Genomic DNA, 18,875 nt, shown 5'->3' with positions numbered 1-18,875 from the left:
CGCGCGCCGCTCAGGACGAACGCTGCGTCGCGGCGTGCGCGAGGTCGCGGAGTTCGCCGACGGCGGCGTTGCCGAGACGTGCACCCGAGAGGGCGCGGTCGGCGCGTCGCGAGTAGTCGGCGATGAGCTCCTCGGTGCGGGCGAGCGCTCCGGTGTCGATGATGGTGTTCTGCAGGGCGCCGATCTGGGTGGCATCCAGGTCCGGATCCCCGAGGAGCTCATCCACCGTCCGGCGCGTCGAGGCGGGGAGGGCTTCGCGCGCGAAGGCGACGAGCACCGTCCGCTTGCCCTCGCGGAGGTCGTCGCCGACGGGCTTCCCGGTCGCGGCGGTGTCGCCGAAGACCCCCAGGACGTCGTCGCGCAGTTGGAACGCCATCCCGACGTCGTGGCCGAAGCGCGCGAGGGCGTCGAGCTGGTCGTCGTCGGCGCCGGCGAGAGCGGCACCGATCTCGAGCGGCTTCTGGATGCTGTAGCGCGCCGACTTGTACGAGGCCACGCGCAGCGCGCGCTCGGCGTGCTGGTCGTCGGGATAGACGGCGTACGCCGACTCCTCCGCGACGTCGAGGAACTGGCCGATCGTGACGTCGCGCCGCATGTGCGCGTAGAGCCGCCGCGTCGCGGAGGCCGTGGGCTGATCGGCCAGAGCGTCCTCGAGGAGGTCGTCGCTCCAGGCGACGAGGAGGTCGCCGAGCAGGACGGCGCCGGAGCGGCCGAACATCGCCGCGTCCCCGGCCCAGTGGGCGGCCGCGTGGGCGGCTTCGAGCGCGCGGTGCGCGGCCGGCTGGCCTCGACGCGTGTCGGAGTTGTCGATGATGTCGTCGTGCACGAGGGCCGCCGCCTGGAAGATCTCGAGCGCCGCGGCGACCGAGATCGCCGCCGCCGCGGGAGCGACGGTGCGGGCAGCGGTCGACTCCGCCACGGCGCGCCACCCCGTGAGGCAGAAACGCGCCCGAAGGCGCTTCCCTCCGCGCAGGGAAGCTGCGCCCGCGCGGCTCATCGTCTCCGCCTCCGGGCCCAGCGAGGAGGCGTACGATAGCTGGTCAGAAAGGAACTTGTCGAGTCGCTGGGAAACAGCTTCGATCGGTTCCGGGGAGGTCACCACAGGCCTAGCCTAGTGATCCACGCCCCGCGTAGAATCGTCCGTACTTAGTAACAGAGGGGGATGCATGCCACTGTCCGAACAGGAGCAGCGTCTGCTAGACGAGATGGAGCGCCATCTCATGAGTCACGACGCCGACGTCGTCACCGCCCCCAGTCGCGCCCTCAGCTACCGCAACATCGTGTACGGGTCCATCCTGGTCCTGGCGGGCCTCGGGGCCCTCGTCGCGGGAGTGTCGATCGGTTTCAACACCGGCTTCCTCGGCATCGCGGTCGGCGTTCTGGGATTCCTTTTCATGGTCACCGGCGTCGTCCTCGCCGTCACCCCGTTGAAGGGATCCGCTCGCGCCAGCGCAACCTCGCCGTCGGCGGCGCGCGCTCCGCGCGCGTCCGGCGCGTCGTTCATGGATCGCATGAACGATCGCTGGGACCGCCGCAACGAGGAGCGCTAAGCCCTCACCCTCGATAAGCACCGGCTCTTCGGAGCCGGTGCTTTTTCGTGCGCCCGGGGGCTGATCCGGTTCCCCGTCGTGGGGGATCGAGCGTGAAAGGTCTCCCTTTTCCTCCACCGAGGCCCTTCCGGCGTGCCCGATTCCCGGAAACCCGCGTCATTTCGCGGGTGAGTGCCCGGCGGCGGCGGTGCGCGCTGACTGTACACGACGGGCGTCCCGCCCAGAAGAGGGTGTGAATCAATAGCTAAGTGGAGGGCAGTGGAGTAAAGTGGGGGAAACTTCGCAGGCCGGACGAAGGGGGTGGACGCCCGAATGCTGCTCGGAACGCACACACCCAAGCTCGACGACAAGGGTCGGGTCATCCTGCCGGCGAAGTTCCGTGACGATCTCGGCGCCGGAGTGGTGATCACGCGCGGGCAGGACCGCTGCCTCTACGTGTTCAGCACCGAGGAGTTCGAGCGTGTGCACGAGCGCATCCGTGAGGCTCCGCTCAGCAACAAACAGGCCCGCGACTTCCTGCGCATGTTCCTCTCGGGGGCCAGCGCCGAGAAGCCCGACAGCCAGAACCGCATCACCGTGCCCCCGGCACTCCGCACCTACGCCGGCCTCGGTCGCGAGCTCGTCGTCACGGGCGTCGGTGCCCACGCGGAGATCTGGGATGCCGAGGCGTGGAACACCTACGCCGAGAGCAACGAAGAAACGTACGCCGAGATGGAACAGGAGGTGATTCCGGGACTGTTCTGACCCTCGGCTGTGACTCCCAGCCGCATGCCCTGACGCACTTCCCCGGCGCCAGGTCGATGCGGATGGGGATCAGAGCCGAGGATCGGTCCCCGACATCTCATGGACATCCGCGACATCCACACCCCCGTCCTCCTCGAGCGGTGCGCCGAACTCCTCGCTCCGGCTCTGGAGCGACCGGATGCCGTCTTCGTCGACGGCACGCTCGGCATGGGCGGGCACTCCGAGGCGTTCCTCGAGCGCTTCCCGACCGCGCGACTGATCGGCCTCGACCGTGACACGGACGCCCTGCGGATCGCGGGGGAGCGGCTCGCGCGCTTCGGCGACCGTGTGACCCTCGTGCACACCGTCTACGACGGGATCGCCGAGGCCGTGGCATCCGCGGGTGTCGACAAGGTCGACGGGATCCTGTTCGACCTCGGTGTCTCCTCGCTCCAGCTCGACGAGGCCTCCCGCGGATTCGCCTACGCGCAGGACGCACCCCTCGACATGCGCATGGACCAGACCCAGGGCGTGACGGCGGCCGAGGTGCTCGCCACCTACGGCGAGGGCGACCTGCGGCGCATCTTCGAGCGCTACGGCGAAGAGAAGCTCGCCGGGCGCTACGCCCGGGCGATCATCGCCGCCCGCGCCGAAGCGCCGCTCGAGCGTTCGGGGCAGCTCGTCGACGTGCTTCAGGCGGCCACCCCCGCGGCCGTCCTGCGGGAGCGCCACCCGGCGAAGCGTGTCTTCCAGGCCCTCCGCATCGAGGTCAACGCCGAGCTGTCCGTCCTCGAGCGCACCATCCCGGCGGCGCTGAAGGTGCTCGGGGTGGGCGGGCGCATCGTCGTGCTGTCGTACCAGTCGCTCGAAGATCGGCTGGTCAAGCGCGTGTTCGCCGAGGCGGCGGCATCCACCGCTCCCCGCGGCCTCCCGGTCGAGCTTCCCGAGCACGCGCCGAAATTCCGCCTGCTCGTGCGCGGCGCCGAACTGGCGAGCGACGAAGAACGCGCGGCCAACCCCCGCGCCACCCCCGTGCGACTGCGTGCGGCCGAGAGAACCAAGGAGGACGCATGAGCGCATCCCCGGCCATCGATCTCCGGGCGGTTCACACCGACGTCGAGCCCGAGTTCCCCATCCCCGTCCGCGAACCGCGGCGGCTGCAGGCGGTTCCGGCGCCTGAGCGACGTCGCGTCCCGCGTCGCGCCTTCGGCGTCATCGCGGTGGCGGGTGCGGTGCTCATCGCCCTCGTGCAGATGGGCCTGTCGATCCTCACCACGCAGAGCTCGTTCGAGATCTCCTCCCTCACGCAGCAGCAGCGCGACCTCACGTACCAGAAGCAGATCCTGTACGACGACGTCGCCGGTCTCAGCTCTCCGCAGTACCTCGCCGCGAACGCCGCCGCGCTCGGCATGGTCATCGACGAGTCGCCCACCTACCTCCGCCTGAGCGACGGTTCGGTGGTCGGTTCCGGCAAGCCCGCCGAGGGGGTCTCCTCGGTGGATGCGCTCGGCCGCGGCTCGGTGCGCAACGCCCTCATCACCGGCGTGCCGCTCGCGACCCAGCCGCAGACCGCCGCGGAGCCGGCCGCCACCCCGCCCGCCGGCGCGACCGACAACGCTGCCGGGGCGACCCCCGACGCGGCGACTCCGCCGGCCGTTTCTCCGACACCCCCGCCGATCAGCGACGGTCTGCCGACGCCCGCGACACGATAAGCACATGACGAGCTCCCTCACCCGCTCTCCCCGCCGCCGCACGGTGGTCGCGCTCGGCGTCGTCCTGGTGGTGCTGATCGCGTTCGTCATCCGCCTGGTCGACATCCAGGTCGTCAACGCCCGCGAGCACGTGGACGACTCCCTCGCGATGGGCCTGCAGAGTTCCCGCACGGTCTACGCCTCGCGCGGGTCGATCGTCGACGAGAACGGCGTGACCCTGGCCTCGAGCGTGAACCGCTACGACGTCGACATCGACCCGAGCCTCGCCGTGCAGGGCCTGACCGAGCGCACCGACGACGGCGGCGTGAAGGTCACGCAGACGTGGACGCAGATCGCCGAGCAGATCGCCGCCATCACGGGGCAGAACGCCTCCGACGTGGAGAAGACCGTCGTCGACGCCCACGCGGCCGACCCCACGTCCCAGTGGGCGTCGATCGCGAAGAACGTCTCGACCGAGCAGTACCGGGCTCTTGCGGCGCTGGGACTGCCCTTCCTGAGCTTCCCGCCCCAGGCGGGCCGCGTCTATCCCGACGGGGCGGTCGCGGGCAACCTCATCGGCTTCGTCGGCAGCGACGGCGAGCCGCTCGCGGGCCTCGAGTCCGCCGACAACGCCTGCCTCGCCTCCACCAACGGCAAGGTGGTCTTCCAGCAGGGCCGCGACGGCAACGTGCTGCCGGGGACCGAGGTCGAGACCGAGCCCGCCGTCGACGGCGGAACGCTCAAGCTGACCATCGACCGCGATCTCCAGTGGTACCTCAGTCAGCTGATCGCCGAGCAGGTGCAGAACACCGGGTCGCTGCGCGGGACCATCACGGTCGTCGAGGCCAAGACCGGCAAGATCCGCGCTCTGGCGGAGTACCCGACCGTCGACCCCAACGACCCGTCGTCGAGCCCTGTCGCCGACCGCGGAAGCACCGCGTTCGGCGACCCGAACGAGCCGGGGTCGACGATGAAGGCGATCACCGCCGCGATCGGCCTGGATTCCGGCTCCTTCACCGCCGACACCACCGTCACGGCCTCCGGCAGCGAGACCCTGCCCGGCGACGCGCGCGTGTCCGACTCGTTCTCGCACGGGCCCAACAACTACACGCTCACGGGTGTCCTGATCGACTCGTCCAACGTCGGCATCTCGAAGTTCGGCGACATGATCCCCCTCGACACCCGCGTCTCCTACCTGGAGAAGTTCGGGCTCACGCAGCAGACCGCCGTCAACTTCCCGGGCGAGTCGTCCGGCATCATGCGCGACCCCTCGCAGTGGGACAAGCAGACCTTCTACAACACGACGTTCGGACAGGGCATCTCGGTCACGGTGCCGCAGCTCGCCGGCGCGTACCAGACGATCGCGAACGGGGGAGTGCGGATGCCGCTCTCGCTCGTCGAGGGCTGCACCGCGGCGGACGGCACGGTCACCGACGTGCCCGACACGCAGGGCACGCGCGTCGTGTCCGAGGACGCGGCCAAGCGGGTCTCGCTCATGCTCGAGAACGTCGCCACGCAGGGAACGCTGGCGAAGCAGGTCGAGATCCCCGGGTATCGCGTGGCGATCAAGACGGGTACCGGCGAGAAGACCGACCCCGCCACGGGCGCCTACAAGGGTGACGCCTACTTCACGACGATGATCGGCTTCGCGCCCGCCGACGACCCGCAGTACGTCGTCGAGGTCAACCTCGACGAGCCGCGGACGGTAAAATCGTCGGCGGCCACCGCCCCCGCGTTCCAGAAGGCCCTCACGCAGGTTCTCAAGACCTACCGCGTGATCCCGTCCGGAACCACGACCCCCGAACTGCCCAAGTTCGGCTGAGACACCGCCGACGCCGGTCTCGTCTCGGTAACGAATGCGACACGGAAAGGGCGTCCGCACAGCAATGATCTCCACGAGCCTCTCCCATCTGGCCGACGCCCTCGGCGGTCGCCTCGTCGTGCGCGGCGACGACACTCCCGACACTCTCGTCGCCGGGCTCGTCGACACCGACTCGCGTCTCATCGAGCCCGGCGACATCTTCGTCGCCAAGCCGGGCGAGACCACCGACGGCCACCTCTTCGTCGGCACGGCGGTCGAGCGCGGGGCCGCCCTCGCGATCGTCGAACGCGAACTCGACGACCCGGTGAGTCAGATCGTCGTTCCGGATGCCGTGACCGCCCTGTCCGACCTGGCCCGCGACGTGGTGGCCCGGGTCCGTGAGCACGGGCGTCTGCGCATCGTCGGGATCACCGGATCCAACGGCAAGACGACGACCAAGAACCTCCTCGCGCGCATCCTGAGCGACGAAGGCGAGACCGTGTCGCCGCGCGCGTCGTTCAACAACGAGGTGGGCGCCCCGCTCACGATGCTCCGTGTGACCGAGGACACCCGGTTCCTCGTCAGCGAGTTCGGCGCGAGCGCCCCCGGGGCCATCGCGCACCTGGCGGGTCTGGTGACCCCCGACGTCGGTGTCGTCCTCATGGTCGGAATGGCCCACGCGGGTGGTTTCGGCGGCATCGAGTCCACCTTCCGCGCCAAGAGCGAGCTCGTCCACGCCACGCGCGAGGGCGGCCTCGCCGTCCTCAACGTCGACGATCCGCGCGTCGCGGCCATGGAGCCGTTCGCGCGCGAGCGCGGGCAGGACGTGCGCTGGTTCGGACGCGGGGAGCGCGCGGCGGTGCGCGCGGTGGACGTCGAAGTCTCGGCATCCGGAACCCGAGCCGATCTCCTCGTCGACGGTGAGCCGTTCACCCTCACTCTGCGCGTGCTCGGCGAGCACCACGTCATGAACGCCCTCGCCGCCCTCGCGACAGCCACGGCGCTGGGCGTCCCGGCCGCCGAGGCGATCGCGCGGCTGGAGACGGTCGAGATCGCCGAGCGCTGGCGGATGCAGCCGCTCGGATCGGACCGCGTGCGCATCATCAACGACGCGTACAACGCCAGCCCCGACTCCATGGCCGCGGCCCTTCGCACGCTCGCGCAGATCACCGGCCCGGGGGAGCGCACGGTCGCCGTCCTCGGCGCGATGAGCGAGCTGGGGGAGTACGCAGACGAAGAGCACGACCGCGTCGGGCTGCTGGCCGTGCGCCTGCGCATCCAGCGGATCGTCGTGATCGGACCGGAGGCGCGTCGCATGTACCTCGAGGCGATCGCGCAGGGGTCCTGGGACGGGGAGGCGGTCTTCTTCGCCGACGCCGACGCCGCGTACGACTACCTCGCCACGGAGCTCCGCGACGGCGATCGCGTGCTGGTCAAGTCCTCGAACTCGGCCGGGCTCCGCTTCCTCGGCGACCGACTAGGAGAGTTGTTCGCGTGAGATCACTACTGACGTCGGCGGGGATCTCGCTGGCCTTCACCCTGTTCCTCACACCGGTGTTCCTCCGATCGTTCCGGAAGTGGGGCTGGGGGCAGGTCATCCGCACGCCCGAGAACGTGCACAACCCCTCGCACGGCGCCAAGCGCGGAACGCCCACCATGGGTGGCACGATCTTCATCCTCGGCACGATCATCGGGTACTTCATCGGCTCCTACGCCGGGAACAACCCCCCGACGATCTCGGGCCTCCTGGTGCTGTGGCTGATGCTCGGCTTCGGCGTCGTCGGGTTCATCGACGACTACATGAAGGTGCGCCTGCAGAACAGCCTCGGGCTGTCGGGCTGGCGCAAGATCGCGGGGCAGGTGATCGTCACGGTGCCGTTCGCCGTCGTCGCCCTGAACTTCCCGAACGCGTTCGGTCAGACCCCGGCATCCGGGTACATCTCGATCTTCCGTGACATCCAGGTCCTGTCCCTCTTCGCGCTCGGCCCGATCGTCGGCTGGCTGCTGTACCTCGCGTGGATCTCGCTCATCGGCACCGCGGCATCCAATTCGGTCAACGTGGCGGACGGACTCGACGGGCTCGCCGCCGGCTCCGGCATCTTCGTCATCGGCGCCTACAGCCTGATGGCCTTCTGGCAGAACAAGCAGATGTGCGCGGACGTGCTCGATCCGACGGTGCAGGCCGGATGCTACGCCGTCCGGGACCCGTTCGATCTGGCGATCGTGTCGGCGTCGTTCGTGGGCGCCCTCGTCGGCTTCCTGTGGTGGAATGCGCCGAAGGCGAAGGTCTTCATGGGCGACTGCGGCTCGATGGCGATCGGCGGGGTCGTCGCGGCCATGGCGATCCTCACGCGCACCGAGCTCCTGCTCATCCTGATCGCCGGCGTCTATGTCATCGCGTCCGGATCGGTCATCCTGCAGCGGGCCTACTTCAAGGTCACGCGAGGAAAACGCCTCTTCCTCATGAGCCCGCTCCACCACCATCTCGAGATGCGGGGCTGGCCGGAGGTCACCATCGTCGTGCGCATGTGGATCATCGCGGGTCTTCTCGCGGTGTCCGGCGTCGGCTTCTTCTACGTCGAATGGCTTTCCCGGGTATGAGCGATCTGTCCTCCCTGACCAGCTGGTACGCCGACTGGAAGGGCCTGCGCGTCGCCGTGCTCGGCCTCTCGGTGACGGGCTTCTCCGCCGCGGACACGCTGGCGGAGCTCGGCGCGGAGGTTCTCGTGGTGACCGAGAAGGCCGACGACGAGTACGCGCGTCTGCTCCCGGTCATCGGTGCCCGCCTGCACGTCGGCCCGCTCGCGCAGCCGCCGGCGGAGATGCTCGACTTCGCCCCCGAGGTCGTGCTGGCCTCTCCCGGCTTCTCTCCGTCGCACCCGCTCATCCGCTGGGCGGTGGAGCAGGGCATCCCGCTCTGGGGAGACGTCGAGCTCGCGTGGCGGGTGCGCGACAAGGTGGTCCGCCCCGACGGCTCTCCCGCTGACTGGATCCTCATCACCGGGACGAACGGCAAGACCACCACGACCCGGCTCACCGCCGAGATGCTCGTGGCGGGCGGTCTGCGGGCCGTACCCGTCGGGAACATCGGAACCCCCGTCCTCGACGCCGTCCGCGACCCGAGCGGCTTCGACGCCCTCGTCGTCGAGTTGTCGAGCCACCAGCTCTGGTACCTCAACCGGCAGAACGGGCCCGACGCGCTCTCGCCCCACGCGTCCGTCTGCCTCAACCTCGCGGACGACCACCTCGAGTGGCACGGAAGCGCCGACGCCTACCGCGACGCCAAGGCGGGCGTCTACGCGCGCACCCGCGTCGCGTGCGTGTACAACAAGGCCGACGTCGCCACCCGCGAGATGGTGGAGGAGGCCGAGGTCGAAGAGGGAGCGCGCGCCATCGGCTTCGACCTGGGCGTGCCCGGGCCGAGCGATCTCGGTGTGGTCGACGGCATCCTGGTCGATCGGGCCTTCCTCGAAGAGCGCGCCACCTCGGCCCTCGAGCTGACCACCGTCGCCGATCTCGCCGAGCGGGGCCTCGCCGCCCCGCACGTCGTGGCCAACATCCTCGCCGCGAGCGCCCTCGCGCGCTCGCTGGGCGTGGCGCCGGCCGACATCCACGACGCGCTCGAGCGCTTCCGCCTCGACCCTCACCGCATCCAGGTCGTCGCGGCGCACGCCGGGATCACCTGGGTCGACGACTCGAAGGCGACGAACCCGCACGCGGCGGCCTCGTCGCTCGCGGCCTATCCCGGCGCGGTCTGGGTCGTCGGGGGGCTGCTCAAGGGCGTCGACCTGAGCGACCTCGTCCGTGCGCGCGGCATCCGCTCGCGCGCGGCGATCATCATCGGCACCGAGCGCGCAGAGGTCGTGGCCGCGTTCGAGCGACACGCCCCCGAGGTGCCGGTTTTCGAGGTCGACCACACCGAGACTGAGGACGTCATGGCACGCGTCGTCGAACTGGCGGCGGGTCTCGCCCAGGACGGGGACACCGTGCTCCTCGCCCCCGCGGCGGCGTCCTTCGATCAGTTCGCGTCGTACTCCGACCGCGGCGATCGGTTCGCCGATGCGGTGCGGACATGGCTCGCGAACAGCGAAGACGGAACGAACCGATAGATCTGAGGGGATGCGAGTGACCACCACGGCCCCACCGCCTCGGCAGAGCCCCGACGAGCCCTCGACTCCCGGTCTCGCCGCCCGCGTATCCCTCGGCCGCGCGTTCCGTCCCGTCTCGATCGAGTTCCTGCTCATCACCTCGGCCGCGCTCCTTCTGACCGGCTTCGGCCTGATGATGGTGCTCTCGGCGACCTCCGCGCTCGATGGAGCGCAGAGCCCCTTCGACCACGTCCTCAAGCAGGGCGTGTTCGCCGTGGTCGGCATCCCGCTCATGTTCGTGCTCAGCCGCGCACCCGTACGGTTCTGGAAGCGCATGGCGTGGCCGGCCCTCATCTTCGCGACGGTGTTCCAGCTGCTCGTGTTCACCCCGCTGGGGATCTCGGCGAACGGTAACCGCAACTGGATCAACCTCGCGGGCATTCAGGCGCAACCCGCCGAGTTCCTCAAGCTCGCCTTGGCGCTGTGGCTCGGGTACGTCCTCTACCGCAAGCAGACGCTTCTGGGCGACTGGCGGCACGTGTTCATCCCGATCGTGCCGGTGTTCGCCCTCGTCGCCGCCACCGTCATGGGCGGAAAAGACCTCGGCACCACGATGATCCTCGTGCTGGTGCTCCTCGGCGCTCTGTTCTTCTCGGGCATGAAGCTGCGCATCTTCGTGCTCCCGGCCCTGGGCGCCCTCGCGGGCATCGCCGTCTTCGCGATCACCAGCGCCGACCGCATGCGTCGCATCATGAGCTTCCTCGACCAGGACTGCATCGCGAACTACCTGGGCGACTGCTACCAGCCTCTGCACGGCATCTGGGGACTGGCCGCGGGAGGGATCTTCGGGGTGGGCCTCGGCAACTCGGCCGAGAAGTACGACTGGCTCCCGGCGGCCGCGAACGACTACATCTTCGCGATCGTGGGGGAGGAGCTCGGTCTGATCGGCTGCGTCGTCGTCCTCGCCCTCTTCGGCCTCTTCGCCGTGGGCGCCTTCCACGTCATCCGCCGCACCGACGACCCGTTCGTGCGCATCGTCGCGGGCGGCATCACCATCTGGATCGTGGGCCAGGCCATGGTCAACGTGGCCGTGGTGCTCCGCGTCTTCCCCGTGCTGGGTGTGCCGCTGCCGTTCATGTCGCAGGGCGGTACCTCTCTGCTGTCGGTGCTCATCGCGTGCGGCGTCCTGCTGTCGTTCGCGCGAACGCTGCCCGATCGCCGCGTCGTCGAACCGGTCGCCCGGCCGCGCGCGGCCCGGCGGCGCTGACGTTTAGGCTCGAACGAGTGACGACCACTCTTCTGGCCGGCGGCGGGACCGCCGGACATGTGAACCCCCTGCTCGCGGTCGCGGACGGCCTGCGCGCGCGCGACGGCTCCGACGAGGTCCTCGTGCTCGGCACGCGCGAGGGGCTCGAGGCGCGTCTGGTGCCGCTGCGCGGCTACGAGCTGCTGTTCGTCGACAAGGTCCCGTTCCCGCGGCGACCGAACGCCGCGGCGGCGCGGTTCCCGGCGCGGTTCCTCCGCGCCGTGGCGCAGGTGCGCCGCATCATCCGTGAGCGCGGCGTGGATGTCGTCGTCGGCTTCGGCGGGTACGCCGCCGCTCCGGCGTACGTGGCCGCGCGCCGTGAGCGTGTCCCGTTCGTCGTGCACGAGGCCAACGCCAAGCCCGGTCTGGCGAACGTCCTGGGAGCCCGCGGTGCCGCGGGAGTGGGTGTGGCGTTCGAGGGGACGCCCCTGCGCGGGTCGCGCGTCGTCGGCATGCCGCTGCGGCGCGAGATCGTCGAGCTCGACGCGGACGCGCTGCGAGCGGAAGCGGCCCGTCATTTCGGACTGGATGCCACCCGCCCGACGCTCCTCGTGTTCGGCGGGTCGCTCGGTGCGCTGCGTCTGAACACCGCGTTCGGCGACGCGTGGCGCGACGTCCTGGACGCCGGGTGGCAGCTCCTGCACGTCACGGGGCAGAACTCCGACCTTCCCGACCCCGGGGCTTCGGGATACGCCGTGGTCCGGTACGTGGACCGCATGGACCTCGCCTTCGCCCTGGCCGATCTCATCGTGTCGCGTTCCGGGGCGGCGACGGTCAGCGAGATCAGCGCGCTCGGCATCCCGGCCGTGTACGTGCCGTACGCGGTGGGCAACGGCGAGCAGCGCTTGAACGCCGCGTCCGCCGTCCGCGCGGGTGCCGCCCGTCTCATCGACGACGCCGACTTCACCGCCGATCGCGTGCGTGACGAGATCGTGCCGCTGCTGCGCGACGATGCTTCCCGCACGAGCATGCGCTCCGCCGCGGCGCGGACGGGCACCCGGACGGGCACCGAGAACGTCATCGCGCTCATCGACGCCGCGCTCGCGCGCTGACCCTTCCCCCGGGCGCGCCGGGGCCGACGCGCAGGATCCGCGACGTAAACTCGCAGACGCCATGATCAGACCCGACCTGAGCCTCCCCATCCCCGAGACCATCACCTCCGCGCACTTCATCGGCGTCGGCGGCTCGGGCATGTCCGGCCTCGCCCGCATGTTCCTCGACCGCGGCATCCGGGTCTCCGGTTCCGATCGCGCCGACAGCGCGGCGCTGCGGGACCTCGCGGCGCGCGGGGCCACCGTGTACGTCGGTCACGACGCGGCGCACCTGGGCGACGCCGACACGGTGGTGCACACGGGCGCGATCTGGCCCGAGAACCCCGAGTTCGTGACCGCCAAGGAGCGCGGCCTCCACGTCATCCACCGCTCGCAGGCGTTGCACTGGCTCATCGGCGGCCGTCGCTTGGTCTCGGTCGCCGGCGCGCACGGCAAGACCACGTCGACCGGCATGATCGTGACCGCCCTGCGCGCGCTCGAGCTCGACCCGACCTTCGTCAACGGAGGCGTCATCGCCGACCTGGGCGCCTCGAGCGGTACCGGCTCCGACGACCTCGTGGTGATCGAGGCCGACGAGTCCGACGGGACCTTCGAGCTCTACGACACCTCCGTCGCCCTCATCACCAACGTCGACCCCGACCACCTCGACCACTACGGCTCGCGCGACGCGTTCGACGCCGCCTTCGCGCGATTCGCGGATGCCGCGAGCGAAGCCGTGGTCATCTCGGCCGACGATGCGGGGGCCCGCGCCGTCCGCGAGCGCATCACGCACGCGAACGTCATCACCTTCGGCGAAGACCCGGGAGCCGACGTCCGGCTCAGCGGCATCCGGACCGACGGTCCCGTCGCGTTCACGCTGACCGCCGACGGCGAGAGCGTCGAGGTGCAGCTGCGCGTCCCCGGTGCGCACAACGCCGTCAACGCCGCGGGCGCCGTGGCCGTGCTCCGCGTGCTCGGACACTCGCTCGCCGACGCCGCCCGCGCGGTCGAGGGCTTCGGCGGCACCGTCCGTCGCTTCGAGCTGCACGGCGTGCAGCACGGGGTGAGTGTGTACGACGACTACGCGCACCACCCCACCGAGGTCGCCGCCGCCCTCTCGGCCGCGCGCACGGTCGTCGGGGAGGGGCGCATCATCGCGATCCAGCAGCCGCACACCTACTCGCGCACGCAGGAGATGTACCGCGAGTTCGCCGAGGTGCTCGAGACCCACGCCGACCACACCGTCATGCTCGACGTCTACGGCGCGCGAGAAGACCCGGTGCCCGGTGTGACCGGCGAGCTCGTCAGCGGCGCCTTCGCCGATCCGGAGCACGTGCACTACGTGCCCGACTGGCAGGCCGCCGCCGACTACACGGCGCGTATCGCGCGCCCCGGCGACTACGTCATCACCCTCGGCTGCGGGAACGTGTACCAGATCATCCCGCAGGTGCTCGAGGCGCTCTCGCGCACCGAGGCCGCGGCGGTCTGACCGTGGAGCGGCCCACCCCCCTGCCGTCACCGCCCGAGTCGCGCACACCCGCGACGAAGCGGCCGATGTCGCGGCCCCGCGTCGAACCCGAGGCCGCGCCCGAGGGGGTGACCGCTCCGGTCGTGCCGCTGGTCGCTCCGCCGTCGCGGCAGGAGGACGAGCTTGCGGATGCCACGCCCCCGGCCGACGAGAACGGCACCGGTCTCCGCGACGTCTGGCGTGCCTCGCGTGCCCGGCGCCGCGCGCTGCGCGCGGAGGTTCGGCGGTTCACCGTGCGCCAGCGTCGTCGTCGGCGCATCTGGATCGGCGTCGGTACGGCCCTCGCCGTCATGATCCTCGGGACGGTGGGGGCCGCCTACAGCCCCCTGTTCGCGCTCGAGCGCGTCGACGTCGTGGGGACCTCGCAGCTCGACGCCGCCGCGGTCACCGACGCGCTCAGCGATCAGGTCGGCACGCCCCTCGCGCTCATCGACGACAGCAGGATCAAGGCGGCGCTGGTGCGCTTCCCCCTCGTCGAGTCGTACACGCTCGAGGCGCAGCCGCCGCACGATCTGGTGGTGCGCATCGTGGAGCGCACGCCCATCGGCGTCGTGCAGACCCCGGCCGGCTTCACCGTGGTGGACGCGGCGGGCGTCGTCCTCTCGACGACCCCGGACGCACCTGCCGGGCAGCCGGTGATCGACGTCCCCGCCGGGACGACATCGGAGCCGTTCCGCGCGGCCGGACGCGTCATGCGCGCCCTGCCCGACGGCATCCGGTCCCAGGTGACCGCCGTCTCGGCGACCACGCCCGACGACGTCACCCTGACCCTCGGTGCCACCGGCACGCGTGTGATGTGGGGGAGTGCCGATCGGTCGCCCGAGAAGGCGCGCGTGCTGGACCTGCTCATGCAGAAGAGCCCGCCCGAGAACACCCGCGAGTACGACGTCACCTCTCCCGAGGCCGGCGTCATCCGCTGATCTCGACGGCGATCCTCGGACACGCCGCGTGTCGGCCGGGCGAGGACCGCAACGCCGCCTACTTTCAAGTCAAGGAATTGCATACCGGGCAATTCTTTAACCCTCAACATGAGGTTTAGAGTTTCGGGTTCGGGGACAAACGGAGGCCGGCATGAGCCACAACCAGAACTACCTCGCCGTGATCAAGGTCGTCGGTGTGGGCGGGGGCGGCGTCAACGCCGTCAACCGCATGATCGAGCTCGGCCTGCGCGGCGTGGAGTTCATCGCGATCAACACCGACGCGCAGGCGCTGCTCATGAGCGACGCCGACGTCAAGCTCGACGTCGGCCGCGAGCTGACGCGCGGCCTGGGCGCGGGTGCGGATCCCGAGGTGGGCCGTCGCGCCGCCGAGGATCACGCCGAAGAGATCGAAGAGGCCCTGCGCGGTGCCGACATGGTCTTCGTCACGGCGGGCGAGGGCGGCGGTACGGGCACCGGTGGTGCACCGGTCGTGGCCAAGATCGCGAAGTCGATCGGCGCCCTCACCATCGGTGTCGTCACGAAGCCCTTCTCGTTCGAGGGGCGTCGTCGCCAGAGCCAGGCCGAAGCCGGCGTCGGGCGTCTGAAGGAAGAGGTCGACACCCTCATCGTCGTCCCCAACGACCGTCTCCTCGAGATCAGCGACCGCGGCATCTCGATGATCGAGGCCTTCGCCACGGCCGACCAGGTGCTCCTCGCCGGTGTCCAGGGCATCACCGACCTCATCACCACCCCCGGTCTCATCAACCTCGACTTCGCCGACGTGAAGTCGGTCATGCAGGGAGCGGGGTCGGCCCTCATGGGCATCGGTTCGGCGCGGGGCGCGGATCGCGCCATCAAGGCCGCCGAGCTCGCGGTCGAATCGCCGCTGCTCGAGGCGTCGATCGAGGGTGCCCACGGCGTGCTGCTGTCGATCCAGGGCGGCTCGAACCTCGGCATCTTCGAGATCAACGACGCTGCGCAGCTGGTCAAGGAGGCCGCGCACCCCGAGGCCAACATCATCTTCGGTACGGTCATCGACGACACCCTCGGCGACGAGGTGCGCGTGACGGTCATCGCGGCCGGTTTCGACGGCGGTGAGCCCTCGCTGCGCATCGACGCCGTCGGCGCGCAGCGTGCGGTGTCGGCCCCGGTCGTCCCCGTCATCCCCGCCGACGACGTGGCCCGCGACCTGCACGCGGCCGAGGAGCAGAAGGCGTCGACCGAACGCGCCCCCGAGCGCAAGCCCGAGCCGGCGCCCGTGGCCGCGCACGTCCCCGAGTCGTCGTACGACGGCGGCTTTGCCGACGACGACCTCGATGTGCCCGATTTCCTCAAGTAAGCACGAGTGAGCACTGCAGCGGGTCCGGTCTCGACCGGGCCCGCTGCGTCGTGAAGGAGCCCCATGTCCACCGCCCTCGCCGATCGCCTCGCCGACGTGGACGCGCGCATCGCGGATGCCGCCCGCTCGGCGGGCCGAGACCTCTCCGGGATCACCCGGATCGTCGTGACGAAGTTCCATCCCGTCTCGCTGGTCCGCGAGCTCCGTGCGCTGGGGGTCCGGGACGTCGGCGAGAACCGGCAGCAGGAGCTGACGGCGAAGCGGGACGAGCTCGCGGACGTGGTCGACCTCCACTGGCACTTCATCGGTCAGGCCCAGACGAACAAGGCCCGCGCCGTCCGCGCGGCGGCCGACGTGGTCCATTCGGTCGATCGTCCGCGTATCGCGGATGCTCTGGATGCCGCGGGCTCGGGCGATCCGCTCGACGTGCTCCTGCAGGTGAACCTGACGGACGACGCCGGGCGCGGGGGAGTCGCCCCGCGCGACGTGGAGGCCCTCGCCACCCACGTCGCGGGACTGTCGACGCTGCGGGTGCGCGGCGTGATGGCGGTCGCCCCTCTCGACGAGGAGCCTGCCCGTGCCTTCGAGCGACTCCGCGGGAGCGCGGACGCGGTGCGAACGGTCGTCCCGGATGCGACATGGATCTCGGCGGGAATGACCGGCGACTTCCCCGAAGCGGTGGCAATGGGCGCGACACACCTGCGGATCGGGTCCGCAATCACGGGTCCGAGGCCCGTGCGCGGATAGCCTCGACACAGACGAGCGAACGGAGGATGCGATGTCGAACCCGCTCAAGAAGACGATGGTTTACCTGGGACTCGCCGACGAGGAGGAGACCTATGAGGAGCCTGCGCAGCCGGCCGCGCGCAAGCAGCAGCCGCAGCAGACCGCGCCGGTCGAGAAGGCTGCTCCCGTGACCCCCCTGCATCGGCCCGCCGTGGTGCGTCAGCCCACTGCCGGTCCGGTCAGCGAGATCCTCACGGTGCACCCGAAGCAGTACCGCGACGCGCAGACGATCGCCGAGAACTTCCGCGAGGGCATTCCGGTCATCATCAACCTGTCGCAGATGAGTGACGCCGACGCGCGCCGCCTGATCGACTTCGCGAGCGGTCTGTCGCTCGGGCTCTACGGGCGCATCGAGCGGGTCACGAGCAAGGTCTTCCTGCTTTCGCCCGAGAACATCGCCGTCTCCGGAGACGGTGCGATCGCGCAGGCCGACCCCGAGGTCGCGCCCTTCGCGTCCCAGTAAGCGATCGTGGCCGTCCTGAGCCTGGTCGGCTCGATTCTCAGTGCGCTCCTCTTCATCTACATCGTGCTGCTGCTCGCGCGCCTCGTGCTCGAGTACATCCCGATGTTCAATCGAGAATGGCGTCCTCGAGGTGCCACTCTCGTGATCGCCGAGATCGTCTACACCGTGACCGATCCGCCGATCAAGCTGATCCGTCGCTTCATTCCGCCCCTGCGCATCGGGGGGATCGCGTTCGATTTCGGATTCGCGATCACCATGTTCCTGTGCTTCTTGCTGCTGAGCGTCACGCGGTCTCTGTCGACTCTGTGACCTCTCAGGCCGCCGCCCTTCGACACCGGTCGAGGGCGGCGGCTATGCTGTTCCGAAGCGGTACGCCCCGGTGCGACACCCCCAACAGTTCCAACTCAGAGCTCTCGAAAGAGGAAACACCATGGCACTGACCCCCGATGACGTCGTCACCAAGCAGTTCCAGCACGTGCGCTTCAAGGAGGGTTTCGACCCCGATGAGGTCGACGACTTCCTCGACGAGATCGTCGTCGAGTGGCGCAAGACGATCGCTGAGAACGACGAGCTGAAGGCGAAGCTCGCGGCCTACGAGTCCGGCGAGGCGGCTCCGGCTGCTGCGGCCCCCGTGGTCGAGGCCCCGAAGGAAGCGGCGCCCGTCGTCGCCGAGGCGCCCGCACCTGTCGCCGAGGCCCCCGCGGCCGAGGTCGACGCGGCTCCCGCCGCTCAGAGCGCCGGCATCATCGAGCTGGCCCAGCGCCTGCACGACGAGCACGTCGCCGAGGGCAAGGCCCAGCGCGACCAGCTCATCAGCGAGGCGCAGGCTCAGGCGGCATCCATCGTCGCCGAAGCCGAGCAGAAGGGCCGCGAGGAGCGTGCTCGTCTCGAGAAGGAGCGCGTCACCCTCGAGGGTCGCATCACCGAGCTGCGCAACTTCGAGCGCGACTACCGTTCGCAGCTTCGCTCGTACATCGAGGGCCAGCTGCGCGACCTCGACACCACCGCGTCGTCGTCGGGCTCCACGCCCGTGTCGGCGATCGGTCTGTAGGCCGACTCTTTGCGCAGTCGACCTCCCCTGCGTTCTGCGGCGGCCAGTACCCTCATCGCGATCCTCGCGGTGGTGGTGCTGGCCGCCGACCAGTTGGCGAAGATGATCGCCATCGAGAACCTTCCTCCCGAGCGCGTCGTCCCGGTCATCGGCGAGGCGCTCCAGCTCTACCTCGTGCGCAACCCCGGGGCGGCGTTCTCCCTCGGCGAGGGCGTCACCTGGATCTTCACAATCGCCCTGGCGGTCGTGGCGTGCGTCATCCTCTTCCTCGCGATCACGCGTGTCCGCTCCCGCTTGTGGGCCGTGGTGCTCGGTCTTCTGCTCGGCGGCGTGCTGGGCAACCTCAGCGACCGTCTCTTCCGTGAGCCCGGCTTCCCCGTCGGACACGTCGTCGACTTCATCTCGACCCCGTGGATGATGCCGGCCATCTACAACGTGGCCGACGTGTTCATCGTGTCGATGATGATCTCGGTCGCCCTGCTCGTGCTCTTCGGGCTCCGCCTCGACGGCACCCGCGAGACGCGTGCCTCGCGCGCGGCCGAGGCGGCGACTTCGGGCGACAGCGTGGATGCCACGACGGACCCCGGTTCCCGCTGAC

The 18,875-nt window shown here is 70.1% G+C and carries 19 protein-coding genes; 18 read left to right on the top strand and 1 reads right to left on the bottom strand.

Annotation, left to right across the window (positions count from 1 at the left end; all coding sequences use genetic code 11):
• Window positions 1-10: 10 nt before the first annotated feature.
• Window positions 11-1,102: a polyprenyl synthetase family protein gene (locus MTES_RS00555; protein WP_013583204.1), complete on the bottom strand. Its 1,092-nt coding sequence runs from the start codon at window positions 1,100-1,102 to the stop codon at window positions 11-13.
• A gap of 64 nt (window positions 1,103-1,166) precedes the next feature.
• On the opposite strand from MTES_RS00555, the gene MTES_RS00550 reads away from it, so the two are divergent.
• The 18 genes from MTES_RS00550 (at window position 1,167) to lspA (ending at window position 18,874) form a co-directional block, all read left to right on the top strand.
• Window positions 1,167-1,550, top strand: coding sequence for a DUF3040 domain-containing protein (locus tag MTES_RS00550; RefSeq protein ID WP_013583203.1), 384 nt, complete (start codon window positions 1,167-1,169; stop codon window positions 1,548-1,550).
• A gap of 312 nt (window positions 1,551-1,862) precedes the next feature.
• The gene (gene mraZ / locus MTES_RS00545; protein ID WP_013583202.1) at window positions 1,863-2,294 is read left to right on the top strand and encodes a division/cell wall cluster transcriptional repressor MraZ; all 432 of its coding nucleotides are present in this window, start codon (window positions 1,863-1,865) and stop codon (window positions 2,292-2,294) included.
• Window positions 2,295-2,393: 99 nt separating this feature from the next.
• Window positions 2,394-3,347: a 16S rRNA (cytosine(1402)-N(4))-methyltransferase RsmH gene (gene rsmH / locus MTES_RS00540; protein WP_013583201.1), complete on the top strand. Its 954-nt coding sequence runs from the start codon at window positions 2,394-2,396 to the stop codon at window positions 3,345-3,347.
• On the top strand, window positions 3,344-3,985 hold the full coding sequence (locus tag MTES_RS00535; RefSeq protein ID WP_013583200.1) for a hypothetical protein: 642 nt from the start codon (window positions 3,344-3,346) through the stop codon (window positions 3,983-3,985). The genes rsmH and MTES_RS00535 overlap by 4 nt, the downstream gene beginning before the upstream one ends.
• A 4-nt stretch (window positions 3,986-3,989) precedes the next feature.
• Window positions 3,990-5,786, top strand: a complete 1,797-nt coding sequence (locus MTES_RS00530) for a peptidoglycan D,D-transpeptidase FtsI family protein (protein WP_013583199.1) — start codon at window positions 3,990-3,992, stop codon at window positions 5,784-5,786.
• Window positions 5,787-5,850: 64 nt separating this feature from the next.
• Window positions 5,851-7,263: a UDP-N-acetylmuramoyl-tripeptide--D-alanyl-D-alanine ligase gene (locus MTES_RS00525; protein ID WP_013583198.1), complete on the top strand. Its 1,413-nt coding sequence runs from the start codon at window positions 5,851-5,853 to the stop codon at window positions 7,261-7,263.
• Window positions 7,260-8,366 (top strand): phospho-N-acetylmuramoyl-pentapeptide-transferase, encoded by a 1,107-nt coding sequence (mraY, locus tag MTES_RS00520; RefSeq protein ID WP_013583197.1) that lies wholly within the window; start codon window positions 7,260-7,262, stop codon window positions 8,364-8,366. Before MTES_RS00525 ends, mraY begins: the two co-directional genes overlap by 4 nt.
• Window positions 8,363-9,874: a UDP-N-acetylmuramoyl-L-alanine--D-glutamate ligase gene (gene murD / locus MTES_RS00515; protein WP_013583196.1), complete on the top strand. Its 1,512-nt coding sequence runs from the start codon at window positions 8,363-8,365 to the stop codon at window positions 9,872-9,874. Before mraY ends, murD begins: the two co-directional genes overlap by 4 nt.
• Window positions 9,875-9,884: 10 nt before the next feature.
• A complete protein-coding gene (ftsW, locus tag MTES_RS00510) occupies window positions 9,885-11,120 on the top strand; it encodes a putative lipid II flippase FtsW (protein WP_013583195.1) in 1,236 nt (411 codons plus the stop codon).
• A 17-nt stretch (window positions 11,121-11,137) separates the two neighbouring features.
• Entirely contained in the window at window positions 11,138-12,211 is a 1,074-nt protein-coding gene (locus MTES_RS00505; RefSeq protein ID WP_013583194.1) for a UDP-N-acetylglucosamine--N-acetylmuramyl-(pentapeptide) pyrophosphoryl-undecaprenol N-acetylglucosamine transferase, read from the top strand.
• 61 nt (window positions 12,212-12,272) lie between these two features.
• Window positions 12,273-13,679: a UDP-N-acetylmuramate--L-alanine ligase gene (gene murC, locus MTES_RS00500; protein WP_013583193.1), complete on the top strand. Its 1,407-nt coding sequence runs from the start codon at window positions 12,273-12,275 to the stop codon at window positions 13,677-13,679.
• A 65-nt stretch (window positions 13,680-13,744) separates the two neighbouring features.
• On the top strand, window positions 13,745-14,638 hold the full coding sequence (locus MTES_RS00495) for an FtsQ-type POTRA domain-containing protein (protein WP_013583192.1): 894 nt from the start codon (window positions 13,745-13,747) through the stop codon (window positions 14,636-14,638).
• Window positions 14,639-14,789: 151 nt separating this feature from the next.
• Entirely contained in the window at window positions 14,790-15,977 is a 1,188-nt protein-coding gene (gene ftsZ, locus MTES_RS00490) for a cell division protein FtsZ (protein WP_013583191.1), read from the top strand.
• A 63-nt stretch (window positions 15,978-16,040) separates the two neighbouring features.
• Window positions 16,041-16,724 (top strand): YggS family pyridoxal phosphate-dependent enzyme, encoded by a 684-nt coding sequence (locus MTES_RS00485; protein WP_013583190.1) that lies wholly within the window; start codon window positions 16,041-16,043, stop codon window positions 16,722-16,724.
• A 31-nt stretch (window positions 16,725-16,755) separates the two neighbouring features.
• Entirely contained in the window at window positions 16,756-17,226 is a 471-nt protein-coding gene (locus tag MTES_RS00480) for a cell division protein SepF (RefSeq protein WP_013583189.1), read from the top strand.
• A 6-nt stretch (window positions 17,227-17,232) separates the two neighbouring features.
• Complete coding sequence (locus MTES_RS00475) at window positions 17,233-17,535, top strand: YggT family protein (protein WP_013583188.1); 303 nt, start codon at window positions 17,233-17,235, stop codon at window positions 17,533-17,535.
• 121 nt (window positions 17,536-17,656) lie between these two features.
• Window positions 17,657-18,277 carry a DivIVA domain-containing protein gene (locus MTES_RS00470; protein ID WP_013583187.1) on the top strand — a complete coding sequence of 207 codons (621 nt, stop codon included), beginning with the start codon at window positions 17,657-17,659 and terminating at the stop codon, window positions 18,275-18,277.
• Between the two features lie 9 nt (window positions 18,278-18,286).
• A complete protein-coding gene (gene lspA, locus MTES_RS00465) occupies window positions 18,287-18,874 on the top strand; it encodes a signal peptidase II (protein ID WP_013583186.1) in 588 nt (195 codons plus the stop codon).
• Window position 18,875: the final 1 nt, after the last annotated feature.

Origin of the sequence: Microbacterium testaceum StLB037 (assembly GCF_000202635.1) — a bacterium.
GTDB classification, from domain to species: Bacteria; Actinomycetota; Actinomycetes; order Actinomycetales; family Microbacteriaceae; genus Microbacterium; species Microbacterium testaceum_F.
Note: the sequence above shows the minus strand (reverse complement) of the source record. Positions and strands in the feature narration are given on the sequence as shown.

Bases quoted from the DNA above. Each gene is read 5' to 3' on its own strand.
- MTES_RS00550 (WP_013583203.1), top strand. From the start codon at position 1,167: ATGCCACTGTCCGAACAGGAGCAGCGTCTGCTAGACGAGATGGAGCGC.
- mraZ (WP_013583202.1), top strand. From the start codon at position 1,863: ATGCTGCTCGGAACGCACACACCCAAGCTCGACGACAAGGGTCGGGTC.
- rsmH (WP_013583201.1), top strand. From the start codon at position 2,394: ATGGACATCCGCGACATCCACACCCCCGTCCTCCTCGAGCGGTGCGCC.
- MTES_RS00535 (WP_013583200.1), top strand. From the start codon at position 3,344: ATGAGCGCATCCCCGGCCATCGATCTCCGGGCGGTTCACACCGACGTC.
- MTES_RS00530 (WP_013583199.1), top strand. From the start codon at position 3,990: ATGACGAGCTCCCTCACCCGCTCTCCCCGCCGCCGCACGGTGGTCGCG.
- MTES_RS00525 (WP_013583198.1), top strand. From the start codon at position 5,851: ATGATCTCCACGAGCCTCTCCCATCTGGCCGACGCCCTCGGCGGTCGC.
- murD (WP_013583196.1), top strand. From the start codon at position 8,363: ATGAGCGATCTGTCCTCCCTGACCAGCTGGTACGCCGACTGGAAGGGC.
- ftsW (WP_013583195.1), top strand. From the start codon at position 9,885: ATGCGAGTGACCACCACGGCCCCACCGCCTCGGCAGAGCCCCGACGAG.
- murC (WP_013583193.1), top strand. From the start codon at position 12,273: ATGATCAGACCCGACCTGAGCCTCCCCATCCCCGAGACCATCACCTCC.
- MTES_RS00495 (WP_013583192.1), top strand. From the start codon at position 13,745: ATGTCGCGGCCCCGCGTCGAACCCGAGGCCGCGCCCGAGGGGGTGACC.
- ftsZ (WP_013583191.1), top strand. From the start codon at position 14,790: ATGAGCCACAACCAGAACTACCTCGCCGTGATCAAGGTCGTCGGTGTG.
- MTES_RS00485 (WP_013583190.1), top strand. From the start codon at position 16,041: ATGTCCACCGCCCTCGCCGATCGCCTCGCCGACGTGGACGCGCGCATC.
- MTES_RS00480 (WP_013583189.1), top strand. From the start codon at position 16,756: ATGTCGAACCCGCTCAAGAAGACGATGGTTTACCTGGGACTCGCCGAC.
- MTES_RS00470 (WP_013583187.1), top strand. From the start codon at position 17,657: ATGGCACTGACCCCCGATGACGTCGTCACCAAGCAGTTCCAGCACGTG.